General features: G+C 75.0%; 9 protein-coding genes. 5 read left to right on the top strand and 4 right to left on the bottom strand.

Features of this window, described 5'->3' with window-relative positions:
• Positions 1-161: 161 nt before the first annotated feature.
• Positions 162-2,315 carry an ATP-dependent DNA helicase RecG gene (gene recG, locus ACIBIW_RS30425; protein WP_399340863.1) on the bottom strand — a complete coding sequence of 718 codons (2,154 nt, stop codon included), beginning with the start codon at positions 2,313-2,315 and terminating at the stop codon, positions 162-164.
• Between the two features lie 270 nt (positions 2,316-2,585).
• On the opposite strand from recG, the gene ACIBIW_RS30420 reads away from it, so the two are divergent.
• Together ACIBIW_RS30420 and ACIBIW_RS30415 are read left to right on the top strand one after the other, a co-directional pair.
• On the top strand, positions 2,586-4,508 hold the full coding sequence (locus ACIBIW_RS30420; RefSeq protein ID WP_399340654.1) for an HSP90 family protein: 1,923 nt from the start codon (positions 2,586-2,588) through the stop codon (positions 4,506-4,508).
• Positions 4,509-4,513: 5 nt separating this feature from the next.
• The gene (locus ACIBIW_RS30415) at positions 4,514-7,648 is read left to right on the top strand and encodes a tetratricopeptide repeat protein (RefSeq protein WP_399340861.1); all 3,135 of its coding nucleotides are present in this window, start codon (positions 4,514-4,516) and stop codon (positions 7,646-7,648) included.
• Between the two features lie 279 nt (positions 7,649-7,927).
• Here ACIBIW_RS30415 and ACIBIW_RS30410 read toward each other — a convergent pair whose 3' ends face one another.
• Positions 7,928-9,652 carry a DAK2 domain-containing protein gene (locus ACIBIW_RS30410; protein ID WP_399340859.1) on the bottom strand — a complete coding sequence of 575 codons (1,725 nt, stop codon included), beginning with the start codon at positions 9,650-9,652 and terminating at the stop codon, positions 7,928-7,930.
• Positions 9,653-9,970: 318 nt separating this feature from the next.
• Here ACIBIW_RS30410 and rpmB point away from each other — a divergent pair, with 318 nt between their 5' ends.
• Complete coding sequence (gene rpmB, locus ACIBIW_RS30405) at positions 9,971-10,156, top strand: 50S ribosomal protein L28 (protein WP_399340652.1); 186 nt, start codon at positions 9,971-9,973, stop codon at positions 10,154-10,156.
• Positions 10,157-10,337: 181 nt separating this feature from the next.
• On the opposite strand, the gene thiD is transcribed toward rpmB, so the two are convergent.
• Positions 10,338-11,186 (bottom strand): bifunctional hydroxymethylpyrimidine kinase/phosphomethylpyrimidine kinase, encoded by an 849-nt coding sequence (gene thiD, locus ACIBIW_RS30400; RefSeq protein ID WP_399340857.1) that lies wholly within the window; start codon positions 11,184-11,186, stop codon positions 10,338-10,340.
• Positions 11,187-11,213: 27 nt separating this feature from the next.
• The gene (locus tag ACIBIW_RS30395; protein WP_399340650.1) at positions 11,214-12,179 is read right to left on the bottom strand and encodes a thiamine-phosphate kinase; all 966 of its coding nucleotides are present in this window, start codon (positions 12,177-12,179) and stop codon (positions 11,214-11,216) included.
• A gap of 149 nt (positions 12,180-12,328) precedes the next feature.
• Between ACIBIW_RS30395 and ACIBIW_RS30390 the strand changes: the two genes are divergently transcribed.
• Positions 12,329-12,562: an Lrp/AsnC family transcriptional regulator gene (locus ACIBIW_RS30390; protein ID WP_399340648.1), complete on the top strand. Its 234-nt coding sequence runs from the start codon at positions 12,329-12,331 to the stop codon at positions 12,560-12,562.
• 22 nt (positions 12,563-12,584) lie between these two features.
• Positions 12,585-13,094 carry a DUF3515 domain-containing protein gene (locus ACIBIW_RS30385; protein ID WP_399340855.1) on the top strand — a complete coding sequence of 170 codons (510 nt, stop codon included), beginning with the start codon at positions 12,585-12,587 and terminating at the stop codon, positions 13,092-13,094.
• The last annotated feature ends 235 nt before the right edge of the window (positions 13,095-13,329 follow it).

Here is a 13,329-nt window from a genome sequence, read left to right as displayed (position 1 = left end):
TTCTCGTCGAGGGTAGGTGGCCGCGGGGGTGCTGAGCGCCCCGCACGCGCGCGTGCGGGGCGAACGCCGTGCACCGTGGGGGTGCTTCCCGAAGCCGGTGCTCGCGCGCGGGTCACGCGCTCCGGAGCCGTGCGGCGGTCGGCGTGGACCCACGCGTGTGCTCAGCCCTTGTCGAGGTACTGCTCCCGGTCCTCGTCGAGGAGGGCCTCCAGGGCGGTGCGCAGGCCGGGGAGGGCGTCAAGGGCGGGGTCGGCGGCGACGACGGCGGTGGCCTCGTCCCTGGCCTCGGCGATGATCTCCTCGTCGTCCATCACGGCGAGGACGCGCAGGGAGGAGCGGGCGCCCGACTGGGCCTGGCCGAGTACGTCGCCCTCGCGGCGCTGTTCGAGGTCGATACGGGACAGCTCGAAGCCGTCGAGCGTGGCGGCGACGGCGCCGAGCCGTGCGCGTGCGGCGCTGGCCTCCGGCATGTCGGTGACCAGCAGGCACAGGCCGGGTGCGGAGCCACGGCCGACCCTGCCGCGCAACTGGTGCAGTTGGGAGACGCCGAAGCGGTCGGCGTCCATGATGACCATGGCGGTGGCGTTGGGGACGTTGACGCCGACCTCGATGACGGTCGTGGCGACGAGTACGTCGGTCTCGCCCGCGGCGAAGCGGCGCATCACCGCGTCCTTGTCGTCGGGCGGCATGCGGCCGTGCAGGACCTCCACGCGCAGATCGCTCAGCGGGCCCGAGGAGAGCGCCGCGGCGACGTCGAGGACGGCGAGCGGGGGCCGCTTCGCGTCGTCGTCCTCGGTCGGCGCGGCCGACTTGCCCTTGGCGCGCGCACGCGCCTTGCCAGCGGGGGGCTCGTCCTCCTCGTCGCCGATGCGGGGGCAGACCACGTACGCCTGGTGGCCGCCCGCGACCTCCTCGCGTACGCGCTCCCACGCGCGCTCCAGGAAGTGCGGCTTGTCCTGCGCGGGCACGACATGGCTCGCGATGGGCGAGCGGCCCGCCGGGAGCTGGTCGAGGACCGAGGTCTCCAGGTCGCCGAAGACGGTCATGGCGACGGTGCGGGGGATGGGGGTGGCCGTCATCACCAGCAGGTGCGGGGGGCGGCTGCCCTTGCCGCGCAGGGCGTCGCGCTGCTCGACACCGAAGCGGTGCTGTTCGTCGACGACGACGAGCCCGAGGTCGTGGAAGCGGACCTTGTCCTCGATGAGGGCGTGGGTGCCGATGACGAGGCCCGCCTCCGCGGTGGCGGCGTCGAGCATCGCCTGGCGGCGCGCGGCGGCGCCCATGGAGCCGGTGAGCAGCACGACCTTGGTCGCGTGCTCCGCGCCGCCGAGCATGCCGCCCTGGGCGAGGTCGCCCATCATCTCGGTGATGGAGCGGTGGTGCTGCTGCGCCAGCACCTCGGTGGGCGCGAGGAGGGCGGCCTGGCCCCCGGCGTCGACGACGGCGAGCATGGCGCGCAGCGCGACGAGGGTCTTGCCCGAGCCGACCTCGCCCTGGAGGAGGCGGTGCATGGGATGGTCGGTGGCGAGGTCGTCGAAGACGTCGCGGCAGACGCGCTGCTGGCCGTCCGTGAGGGTGAACGGCAGCCGGGCGTCGAAGGCGGCCAGCAGCCCGTCGGGCGCGGGCTTGCGGGGCACGGCGGTCAACTGGCTGTCGGCGAGGCGGCGGCGGGCCAGGGCGACCTGGAGGACGAACGCCTCGTCCCACTTGAGGCGGGCGCGCGCGCCCTCGATGTCGGCCTTGGTGGCGGGCCGGTGGATCTTCCTGAGGGCCTCGGGCAGCGCCAGCAGGCCGCGGCCCGCGCGGAGGGTCTCGGGCAGCGGATCGACGGCCTCGTCCGCGGCGGGCAGGACGGCGTCGACGGCCTTGGCGACCTTCCAGGACTCCAGCTTGGCGGTGGCGGGGTAGATCGGGATGAGCGCGCCCGCCCAGGAGTCGACATCCTCGACGGCGTCGTCCCCGCGCAGGAGCTGGTAAGCGGGGTGGGCGAGCTGCAACTTGTGGTTGAAGACGGACACCTTGCCGGCGAACATCGCGCGCGTGCCGGGCAGGAGGTCCTTGTGGGGCTTGTGCACGCCGCGGCCGAAGAAGACGAGCTGGAGGCGGCCGCTGCCGTCGGTGATGACGACTTCGAGGCGGCGGCCGCTGCCGGAGCCAAAGGTGAGCACGCGTGCCGTCTCGACCTGGGCGACGACCGTGACGTGCTCGTCGAGCGGCAGGTCGGCGAGGCGGGTCAGCTCGCCGCGCTCGGCGTAGCGCCGCGGGTAGTGGTGCAGGAGGTCGCCGACGGTGTGCAGGCCGAGGTGCTCGGCCATCACCTTCGCGGTGGTGGGGCCGATCACCTTCTGGAGGGGTTCCTGGAGCGCTGGCACGCCTCCATTGCACACCACCGCACCGACAATGCTGGTGAGCCCCCGCGTTTTCCCGCGCCGCCGCGCAGGTCAGGGCTGCCGGGGGTGCGAAACGCCCTGGCATGTGCGCGGCAGGCGCCCCTAGGATGGCGCGCCAGCCGACCTTCGCGGCCGCCCTTCGCGGGGCGCCGCCCGACCCGCGCCGTCGCCCGTCCCCCCACCGGCGCAGCGACGATGACTTCTCAGACACCAGAGACACCCCAGCCGTCCGAACCACCGCGTCACGGGCAAGCTCCGTACGCCGACGGGGCCGCCGTGCCGCGCGAGCCCGCGACGTCCCACACCTTCCAGGTCGATCTGCGCGGCCTGGTGGACCTGCTGTCGCACCATCTCTATTCGAGCCCGCGGGTCTATCTGCGGGAGCTGTTGCAGAACGCCGTCGACGCCATCACGGCGCGCCGCACCGAGGACTCCGGCGCGCCCGCGCGCGTGGAGCTGTTCTGCGGCGACGGTGCGCTGCGGATCGAGGACTCCGGCGTCGGGCTGACCGAGGCGGACGTGCACCAACTGCTGGCGACGATCGGCCGCAGCTCCAAGCGGGGCGAGGGGATCGAGTCCGCGCGCTCGGGCTTCCTCGGGCAGTTCGGGATCGGGCTGCTCGCGTGCTTCGTGGTGGCCGACCGCATTCAGGTCGTCAGCCGCAGCGCGCGTACGCCGTGGGCGCCCCCGGTGGAGTGGACGGCGGCGGGCGACGGCTCGTACACGGTGCGGACGCTGCCCGACGACGCGCGCGCCGAGCCGGGCACCACGGTGCGGCTGACGGCGCGACGCGGCTGCGAGGAGTGGCTCGACGGCACGCGTGTGCTGTCGCTCGCGCGCGACGTCGGGGCGCTGCTGCCGTACGACATCCGGGTCGACGGGGTGGCCGTCACCGAGCTGCCGGCGCCGTGGGACCGCGCGTACCCGAGCCCGGCGGGCCGCCGGGTGGCGCTCGCGGGGCACTGCCGGGAGCTGTTCGGGTTCTCGCCGCTGGACTCCATCGACCTGGACGTGCCGCTCGCCGGGGTACGGGGCGTGGCGTACGTGCTACCGACAGCGGTCAGCCCCGCGCAGCGGGCCCGTCACCGGGTGCATCTGCGCGGCATGCTCCTCACCGAGCAGGCCGGGCAACTGCTGCCCGACTGGGCGTTCTTCGTGCGCTGCGTCCTCGACACGGACAGCCTGCGGCCGACGGCGTCGCGCGAGTCGCTGTACGAGGACGAGACGCTGGCCGCGGTGCGTGAGGCGCTGGGCGAGCGCATCAGGGCGTGGCTGACGGGGCTCGCCGCGGGCGACCCCGAGCGGCTGGCGGCGTTCCTCGCCGTGCACCACCTGGGTGTGAAGTCCCTGGCGAGGCACGACCGGGAGATGCTGCGCACGATGCTGCCGTGGCTGCCGTTCGAGACGACGGACGGGCAGGTGTCGCTTGAGGAGTTCGCGCAGCGGCACCCGGTGGTGCACTTCACGCGCAGCGTGGAGGAGTTCCGGCAGGTCGCGCCGATCGCGTCGGCGCAGGGCGTCGGCGTGGTCAACGGCGGCTACACCTACGACTGCGACTTGGTGGAGGCGCTGCCGGGGGTGCGTCCCGGCACCGTGGTGGAGGAGCTGGACTCGGACACCGTGACGGCGCACCTGGACGCCGTCGACGCGGCGGAGGAGCTGGCGCTCGGGGGGTTCCTCGCGGCGGCGCGGGCTGCGCTCGACCCGCTGGGCTGCGACGTGGCGCTGCGGGCCTTCCATCCGCTGTCGGTGCCCGCGCTGCACCTCGACGACCGGGCGGCGCGGCACGAGCGCGCGCGTGCCGAGGCGGAAGCCGGCTCCGACGACCTGTGGGCGGGCATCCTGGGGTCGCTGCGCGGCTCCGCGCCGCGCGCCAAGCTGGTGCTGAACCATCTCAATCCGCTGGTACGGCGCATAGGTTCGCTGCCCGACCCCGCGCTGGTGGGCACGGCGGTGGAGTCGCTGTACGGGCAGGCGCTGCTGATGGCGCAGCGGCCGCTGCGGCCGACCGACTCGGCGCTGCTCAATCGCGCGTTCATGGGGCTGTTGGAGTGGGCGACGCACGCGGAGCACCGCGGCGCGGGAGACCGGCGGGAACAGGGGGGAGACGGACGGTGAGCGGCATGGAGTACGGCGCGGACGGTGCGCCGGGCGACGTCGGGGGGCAGCGGGGTTTCCAGCTCCTGCGGCAGGCGATCGCGGACAACGCGTCGCAGCCGGAGGGTCCCGCGCGTAACGCGCGCGCGGAGGAGTTGGTCGGGGAGGCGGAGCGGCTGGGGATACCGCTCGCGGTGATCGAGGCGCTCGGCCACCAGGTGCAGATGTACAACTTCAGCTCCGAGAAGGACAGGATGTTCGTCCCCTTCGCGCGGCTGCTGCGCATGTGGGACGAGCGCCCCGAGGACTTCGACGAGCAGGAGGCGCACACCCTCCACTGGGTCTTCAAGTGGATGTCGTCGGGCATGCTGGGCCAGCCGCACATCGCCCTCTCGGCGATAGAGAAGTGGCTGGGCGAGATGGAGCGCCGTTACCGGCTCGCGGGGCACTCGGAGCGGGCGGTGCGCTCCAGCGAGTTCAGCGTGGCGCGGCACGTCGGCGACGTGCCGCGTGCGGAGCGCGCGTACGCCGCCTGGCTTGCCGCGGACCGTGACAGCATGGCGGACTGCCACGCCTGCGAGCTGAACGAGCAGGGCAGTTGGCAGGTCGAGCGCGGCGAGGACGAGCGGGCGCTCGACCTGTGGGCCCCGGTGCTGCGCGGGGAGCACACTTGCGCCCACGAGCCGCACGCGGTCCTGGCGTCGTCCCTGCTGCCGCTGGTGCGCCTCGGCCGCGTCGACGAGGCGCGTGCGCACCATCTGCGCGGGCTGCGCCTGGTGCGGGCGATGGAGAGCATGCGGGGCGCGTTCGCCGAGCACGTGGAGTTCTGCACGCTGACGGGCAACGAGGCGCGTGCCCTGGAACTCCTCGCGGAGCGCCCGGCGTACTTCACGGACACCGGGAACCCGCGGGGCCTGATGAACCATCTCGGGGTGACGTCGCTGCTGATGGACCGGCTGACCGCACTCGGCCTCGGCGGGCAGCGGGTGCCCGGGCCCGCGGGGCGTGAGTGGACCGCCGCGGAGCTGGCCGTACACGCGCGTGAGACGGCGCTGTCGCTGGCACAGCGCTTCGACGAGCGCAACGGCACCACGCGTGTCAGCACGGAGCTGCGGCGGCGTATGGACGCCGCGCCGCTGCGCGACCGGCTGCCGCTCGGTGTGCGCACGGTGCGGCCCGTGGCGCCGCAGCCCGCCGCCGTGGAGGCCGCCGCGCCGTCGGGCGACGTGGCGCCGCGCGACGTCGCGGCGCTGCTCTCCGAGGCGCGACGGCTGGACGAGGAGGTGCGGCCGGGCACCATCACGGCGTGGACCGCGGTACGGGACGCGCTGCGGGACGACGAGGCGGCCCGTGAGGCGCTGACGCCCGCCGACCGCGCCACGCTCGCCGACTACGCGGGCATGGCTCCGGGGACCGCGCCACAGGATGCTGTCGGGCAGTTCGAACGGGCCGCGGCGCTGTACGAGGAGGCGGGCGACGTCGCGGAGGCGCTGGCGGCACGCGCGCGTGCCGCGCTCGCGTGCGCCCTGGCGGGGGACGTCGACGCCGCCCTGGAACGCGTCGGGGAGCCGCTGCGGGCCGTACTCGCCCTCCACGGGCGGGGGGAGACGGGGCCCAGGCCGCCCGCCGCCGCGCTCGCGAGCCGTATGCGGATTCAGATGGAGCGGCTGGACGCGACGCCGGACGACGACGGTCCCGGCGCTGAGGGCGCCGCGGGGGCGCTGCGCGCTGCGTGTACGGCCGTCGAGGACGCCGCGCGTGAACTGCTCAGCTTCGCCGGTCCGCACGGCTCCGTACGGCGCCTGGCGGTGCGCGCGGCGGAGGGCCACGCTGCGCTGGCAGGCGTCGCCCTGCGCCGTGGCGACGCGGCGGCGGCGATCGCGGAGTACGACGCCGCGGCGGAGCTGGTCGTGACGGCGGGGGCGCCGTGGTTCGCGGCCGAGTACGAGGACCGCGTCGCGGGGCTGGCGCGCCGCCTCGGCGACGTGGAGACCGCGGAGCGCGCCGCGCGCGGCGCGCTGGAGCACGGCACCGGGTACGTCACCCCGGCGGCGCAGGCGCACATGCACCTCCAGCTCGCCGAGGTCGTCGGGTCCCGGGGCGGCTTCGAGGAGGCGTCGCGGCACGCCCTGGAGGCGGCGCACTGGGCCGACGAGGCGGGCGACGCGGCCGGGTTCGGCTGCTGGGCGCGCTACCGGCTCGGCGGGCTGCTGCTGCGCCAGGGGCGGGCCGAGGAGGCCGCCGAGGTGCTGGAGTCCGCGCTGCGCGACCTGACGGTCGACGAGCACGGGGACAGCCCCGTGGTGCAGGCCAGGTGGTGGCTCGGTGACTGCCTGACGCGGCTCGGGGAGCACCGGGCGGCGGCGGAGCAGTGGCTGCGCGCCGTCGAGCTGGCCGAGGAGTGGCCCGTGCAGCAGGATCACGCCCAGCTCGCGCATCTCAGCGCGTCGGCGCTTGAGCGCGCGGGCGAGCCGGAGCAGGCGGCGCGTGCCTTCGAGCGCGCGGGCGAGCTGTGGCAGTCGCTCGGCGAGACGGCGGGCTACGTCAGGACGCTGCGGGCCAGGGCGTGGCTGGTGGCACGCGTGGAGCCCGACGACGACGGGACGGCCGCACCGGCCGCCGCGGACAAGGGCGAGGACGGCGGCAAGGCGCTCATGGCGGCGGCGGTGGCTGTCTGCGACGAGGCGCTGGCCGCGGTCCCCGACCAGGAGGGCGACCGGCGCACCGAGACACTGACCGAGCTGGGGAACACCCATGAGCAGTTCGGGCGTCTGATCGCGCGGTTCAGCGCCGGGCTGCCGGGGCCCGACGACCCGGCGGCCACCCGGGCCTTCGAGGACGCCCTCGCGCACCTCGGCCTCGCGATCGCCGCCTACACCGAGGCGGGCGAGGACGCGCTGCACTACCGCACCGACGCCGAACTCACCGCCGGCGACCTGGAGCTTGACCTCGGCCGCCCGGAGGCGGCACGGGCCCGGGCGAGGTGGGTCCTGGCGGCGTACGAGCCCACGGGCGCCGACGGGGCGGCGGACGAGGACGCCCCGGCCCCGGAGGACGACCCGGTCGTCCAGCAGCGCCGCGAGACGGCACGGCGCCTGCTGTCGCTTGCGACGTCCGAGGACGCTGCCGCCGAGGGCGGGGAGGCGCTGGAGGGCGCGTGAGCGGCCGGGGGCGGCTGCCGAGGCGACTCGGCGCGGGTCGCCTCGCGCGGGGCGGGCAGTGCTGGGGCGCCTCACGCGGCTAGCGCCCCGCTGCCGCTACGTACGTCGCGCCTCGCGCGCGTAGTGCCGCGTAGTGCCCCGGCATTGCCCCGTAGGGCTGCGCCTCGCGCGCGGAGTGCCCCGGCGCCGCTCCGTGTGCTGCGTCTCGCGCGCGTGGTGCCCATTCCGGGTACACGTCGCGCCGAAACGGGGGTACTCGACGCCGACGGCGCGACAGGTTCACTCCACGCCGATGAGGATCAGCGCCGCCTGGCACCCTCCCCGGTAGACCACGGTGTCGACGGCGAGGTGTGTCTCCCGTACGTGGTCCTCCAGTTGGCGAGTGACGGCGTCGGGGAGGTCGTCGGAGACGACCAGGGTCACCATCTCGCCGCCCGCGGACAGCATGCGGTCGAGCACCGTGACGGCGGTGTCGGCGGCGTCGGCGCCGATGACGGCGACGTCGCCGTCGATGTGGCCGAGGACGTCGCCCGCCTGGCAGACGCCCACGGTGGTCCAGGACTGGCGCTCGGCGACGGTCAGTTCCGCGTGCCTGGTGGAACCGGCCGCGGCGGTCATGGCGACGACGTCCTCGTCGAAGCGCCGCCCGGGTTCGTGCACGGCGAGTGCCGCGATGCCCTGGACCGGGGAGCGGGTCGGGATGAGCGCCACGCGCCGTCCCTCGGCGCGCGCCTGCGTCACCGCGGCTGCGGCGGATTGCCGCAGTTCGTCGGCGTTGGGCAGCAGCACCACGTCGCGCGCGCCCGCGCGCCTGATGGCCTCGACGAGTTCGGCGCCCGCGGGCAGCTCTCCTGGGCGTCCCAGCACGGTGGTCGCACCGGCCCCGGCGCACAGCTCCGCCAGCCCCTCCCCCGGCACGACCGCGATGACGGCGCGCTGCGCCCGCTCACCCGCCGCCGGGAAGCCCTGGGCGACGTCCTGGGGCGGTCCGAAGTGGGTGATGCGGATGCGGTGCGGGCGGCCCGCCTCGATGCCCGCCTCGACGGCGGCGCCCGCGTCGTCGGTGTGGACGTGGACATGCCACAGGCCGTCGCCGCCGACGATCACCAGGGAGTCGCCCAGTTCGTCCAGCCTGCCGCGGAGCCGCCGCACCGGGGCGTCGTCCGCCTCCAGGAGGTAGATCACCTCGAAGGCGGGGCCGCCGGAGACCTCCGTACAGCCCTCGGCGTCGACAGGCACGCGCGCGTTCGACGCTTCCGCGGCGGCGACGGACTCCGCGACGGCCGCCGCGGGCCCCTGGGGCGGCCTCGCGCCCGTCAGGGCCTCGACGAGGGCCGCGAGGACCGCGACCAGGCCGCGCCCGCCCGCGTCGACCACACCGGCCCTGGAAAGCTCCGCGAGCTGGCCCGGGGTGGCCGCGAGGGCGGTGGCGGCGCCGTCGTGGGCGTCGCGGGCCACCGCCGCGGCGTAAGGGGCGTCGCAGCGCGCCGCCGCGTCGGCGGCGCCGACGGCCACGGTGAGGACGGTGCCCTCGACGGGGTGCGCGACGGCCGCGTAGGCCGCCTCCGCGGCCCGCCGCAGGGCCAGGGCGAGCCTGCGGCCGTCCGCTCCGTGTCCGCGGTCGGCCGATGACGCGCGCGTGCCGCCCCGTTGCGCCGCGTGGTCTGCGGGCGGAGCGGGCGTGGGGAGCGGCTGCTCCTCGGCGAAGACCTGGGCCATGCCGCGCAGCAACTGCGCGAGGATGGTGCCCGAGTTGCCGCGGGCGCCGAGGAGGGCGCCGTGGGCCATGGCGCTTGAAGCCTGCGCCAGCGTCGGGCGGCCCGGTTCGTGCCCGTCGAAGACTGCCTCTACGGCGCCGGAGGCGGACTCCAGGGTCAGGAAGAGGTTCGTGCCGGTGTCCCCGTCGGCGACGGGGAAGACGTTGATCGCGTCGATGCGTTCGCGGTCGCGCCCGAGGGCGTCGAGCGCCAGGGCGCACCAGGCGCGCACCGTGCCGGCGGTCAGCGGGGCGGCCTGGGGGCCGCGCGCGGCCCCCGGCGGGGGGCTCGCGGCCCGCTCCGTCTCATGCGGCACCTGCGCCCCTTTCGCCTTGCCGAGTGCAGGACTGGGACGCAGGGTAGTCCCCGGTGGGCCGCGGAGTGCCACGCGCGGGCGGGAGTGCTCGGCGGGACATGGTAATTTTCCTGTCCGGACGCAGGCGTTGTATGCTGCTCCGGTTGCCCGATCGTTTCGGGCCTTTCCCTGGCACCGCCACTCAGATCACTGATCCCGGGCATGCCGGGACGTCCACCGTAAGTGCATCTGAAGTCTTTGGAGTGACCCGTGGCTGCCAACTGCGATGTCTGCGGCAAGGGGCCGGGCTTCGGCAACAATGTTTCCCACTCGCACCGCCGCACCCCGCGCCGCTGGAACCCGAACATCCAGCGCGTGCGTGCCGTGGTCGGAGGGACGCCGAAGCGGCTCAACGTCTGCACCTCGTGCATCAAGGCCGGCAAGGTCTCGCGCTGACATAACGTCCTGGCGCGCCACCCGCTGGTTGCTCTTGGAGCCGGTCCCCTTGTGGGGCCGGCTCTTCGGCGTTCCCGGACGCCGGAACCGGTCCGTCCGCCACGGCAGCGGGAGCCCCGACCGCCCCAGGGGCACCTCAGGGCGCCGGACGACCGCACACGCCGCTCCCAGGCTCAGGTGCTCAGGTGTTCGCGGGGCCGTCTGAGGACCCTCCAGGGGCCCTGAGGCGCCATCCGTGGTCCACGGGCCCGATGCCGCCGCCGAGCGCGTAGCCTCCGGCGATGGCGCCCGTCACGTACTCCTTGGCGAGTTCGGCCGCCCGCGGCACCGGCAGCCCCCTGGCGAGCCACGAGGCGAGCGCGGACGCGAGCGTGCAGCCGGTTCCGTGGGTGTGCCGCACCTCCATCCTGGGGGCGCGCAGCCAGTGCTCCGTCGCGCCGTCGGTGAGCAGGTCGACGGCCTCCCGGTGGCGCTCCGCGGCGAGGTGCCCGCCCTTGATCAGCGCCCAGCGCGGGCCGTGCGCGAGGACGGCGTCGGCCGCGCGCCGCATGTCGTCCACGGACTCGACGCGTACGCCGGTGAGGGTGGCGACCTCGTCCAGGTTCGGGGTGGCGACGGTCGCCGCGGGCAGCAGGGCGCCCCGTACGGCGTCCAGTGCGGAGTCGGCGAGCAGCGCGTCGCCGTGCTTGGAGACGCCGACGGGATCGACGACGAGGGGCGCTTCGGTGCCCGCGACCAGTTCCGCGACGGTCTCCACCAACGGCGCCGACGAGAGCATCCCGGTCTTCACCGCGGCGACGCCGATGTCGTCCACGACGCTGCGGTACTGCGCGCGTACCGCTTCGACGGGCAGTTCCCAGGCACCCTGCACCCCGAGGGAGTTCTGCGCGGTGACGGCGCAGATGACGCTCATGCCGTGCACCCCGAGCGCGAGCATCGTCTTCAGGTCGGCCTGGATGCCGGCGCCGCCCGAGGAGTCGGAGCCCGCGACGGTCAGCACCGTGGGCGGCGCCTGGGTGGCGCCCGGCAGGGGCGCGGGGGGTGGTGTGGCCACCGGTCAGCCCTCGATGTCGGAGAAGTGGTCCCAGCCGCTCTGGTCGGTCCACGGGGCGCCGTCGACGGTCACGGAAGGCAGGGACGACGGCGCGTGCACCTCGCCGATGGTCTTCCAGCGGGCGGGCAGCTTGGTGCCGCGCGGGAACGTCGCGACGATCGCGTGGTCCTCTCCCCCGGTGAGCACCCAGCGCAGCGGGTCGACGCCGACGGCCTGCCCGATGTCGTTCATCTGCGACGGCACGTCGATCGCGCGCGACCTGATGTCGATACGGACGTCACTCGCGCGCGCGATGTGCCCGAGGTCGGCGACGAGGCCGTCGCTGACGTCGACCATGGCGGTGGCGCCGAGCCCGGCCGCCGCGGGGCCCGCGTGATACGGGGGCTCCGGTCTGCGGTGCGCCTCGACGAACGCGCGCGGGGAGCGGAACCCGCGCGAGAGCACCGCGTAGCCCGCGGCCGACCAGCCGAGCCAGCCGGTGACCGCGACGACGTCGCCCGCGCGGGCGCCGGAGCGGGTGACCGGTTCGAGACCGCGGAGGTCGCCGAGGGCGGTGATGGCCACGGTGATGGTGTCGCCGCGGACGACGTCGCCGCCGACCACCGCCGCGCCCGCGACCTGGCACTCGTCCCGCAGGCCGTCCATCAGCTCACTCGGCCATGCCACAGGCAGCTCCGACGGCACTACGAGGCCCAGCAGCAGCGCGGTGGGCACGGCGCCCATGGCGGCGATGTCGGCGAGGTTCTGCGCCGCCGCCTTGCGGCCCACGTCGTACGCCGTGGACCAGTCGCGCCGGAAGTGCCGCCCCTCGACGAGGAGATCGGTGCTCGCCACCACCCTGCGGTCGGGCGCCGACACCACCGCGGCGTCGTCGCCCGGGCCGAGCCTGACCGCCGGGGTGGTGGTGAGGCGGGACGTCAGCTCTCTGATGAGCCCGAACTCCCCCGCCTCGCCCACGCTTCCCTTCATCGTGCCTGTGTCCCTTCCGCGCCGTGTGGCCCGCCGTGGCCGCCACCGGGCTGCGCCACAGCCGCCCCGGGTCTCCCCCCGGCGAGTGACGACGCGATACCGTGGCGTCCCTTCTCTCCCATGATCCTCGTGGCCGCCCTGGAGGTTCCGTGGTACAGGCGTACATCCTGATCCAGACGGAGGTCGGCAAAGCGTCGGCCGTCGCGGAGACGGTCAGCAAGATCCCCGGTGTGATCCAGGCCGAGGACGTGACGGGCCCCTACGACGTGATCGCGCGGGCCCAGGCGGACGCGGTGGACGACCTGGGCCGGATCGTGGTCGCCAAGGTGCAGCGGGTTGAGGGCATCACCCGCACCCTGACCTGCCCGGTCGTGCATCTGTAGCCCCGTCTACTCTTGGCCGGTGATGTCCTTCCACCACTGGCGCCCTGTTGCCGTCCCGGTGCTCCGCCGGGCTGCGCCCGCCGTTGCCGTGGTGGCGGCCGCGGTGTTCGCCGCCGCGGGGTGCACGGCGTCGGGTGGGACGGAGGCGGTGGTCCCGTCTCCGGACACGAAGGCCGCCGCCTACTGTCGCAGCCTCGACCACCGGCTGCCACAGCGGGTCGACGGTCTTGACCGGGACGATCCCTCTCCCGCGTCGGCTCTGACCGCGGGGTGGGGTGATCCGGCGATCATACTGCGCTGCGGCGTGGTGCGGCCCGCCGCCATGGGCGACGAGAACGCGGACGGGGTGGACGTCAACGGGGTGGGCTGGCTGGTGGAGCAGCAGTCGGACGGCTCGTACCGGTTCACCAGCACGCTGCGCAAGGCGTACGTCGAGGTGACGTTGCCGAAGCAGCGCAAGGACGACGGCCTGGCACCGCTCACCGACCTCGCGGGGCCGGTCAAGAAGTCGGTGCCCGAGGGAATCGCCTGACGCGCGCACGCGCGGGAGTCGCGCACACCTCGCGCGCGTGTACGCGCCGTTCGCCGTCGGGCGGGCGCCGCGTGAATCAAGCGGGCGTCGCGTGACACGCGCGCGTGGTGGGCAACGGGCCGCTACGTGTCCGCGGCAGGTCCGCTACGTCATCGGCCCGTCTCACCCCGTCGTCGACCGCACCCGGGGGCGACCCGGGGGCGCTTCTCCCCTCCCGCGAGCCGCCGTCCGGCGG

The organism is Streptomyces sp. NPDC050560 (assembly GCF_044457285.1).
In the GTDB taxonomy this organism is placed as follows: Bacteria; Actinomycetota; Actinomycetes; order Streptomycetales; family Streptomycetaceae; genus Streptomyces.
Note: the sequence above shows the minus strand (reverse complement) of the source record. Positions and strands in the feature narration are given on the sequence as shown.

Coding starts and splice junctions, on each gene's coding strand:
- ACIBIW_RS30415 (WP_399340861.1), top strand. CDS start 4,514: ATGGAGTACGGCGCGGACGGTGCGCCGGGCGACGTCGGGGGGCAGCGG.
- ACIBIW_RS30395 (WP_399340650.1), bottom strand. CDS start 12,179: ATGAAGGGAAGCGTGGGCGAGGCGGGGGAGTTCGGGCTCATCAGAGAG.
- ACIBIW_RS30420 (WP_399340654.1), top strand. CDS start 2,586: ATGACTTCTCAGACACCAGAGACACCCCAGCCGTCCGAACCACCGCGT.
- ACIBIW_RS30385 (WP_399340855.1), top strand. CDS start 12,585: ATGTCCTTCCACCACTGGCGCCCTGTTGCCGTCCCGGTGCTCCGCCGG.
- recG (WP_399340863.1), bottom strand. CDS start 2,315: ATGGCCGAGCACCTCGGCCTGCACACCGTCGGCGACCTCCTGCACCAC.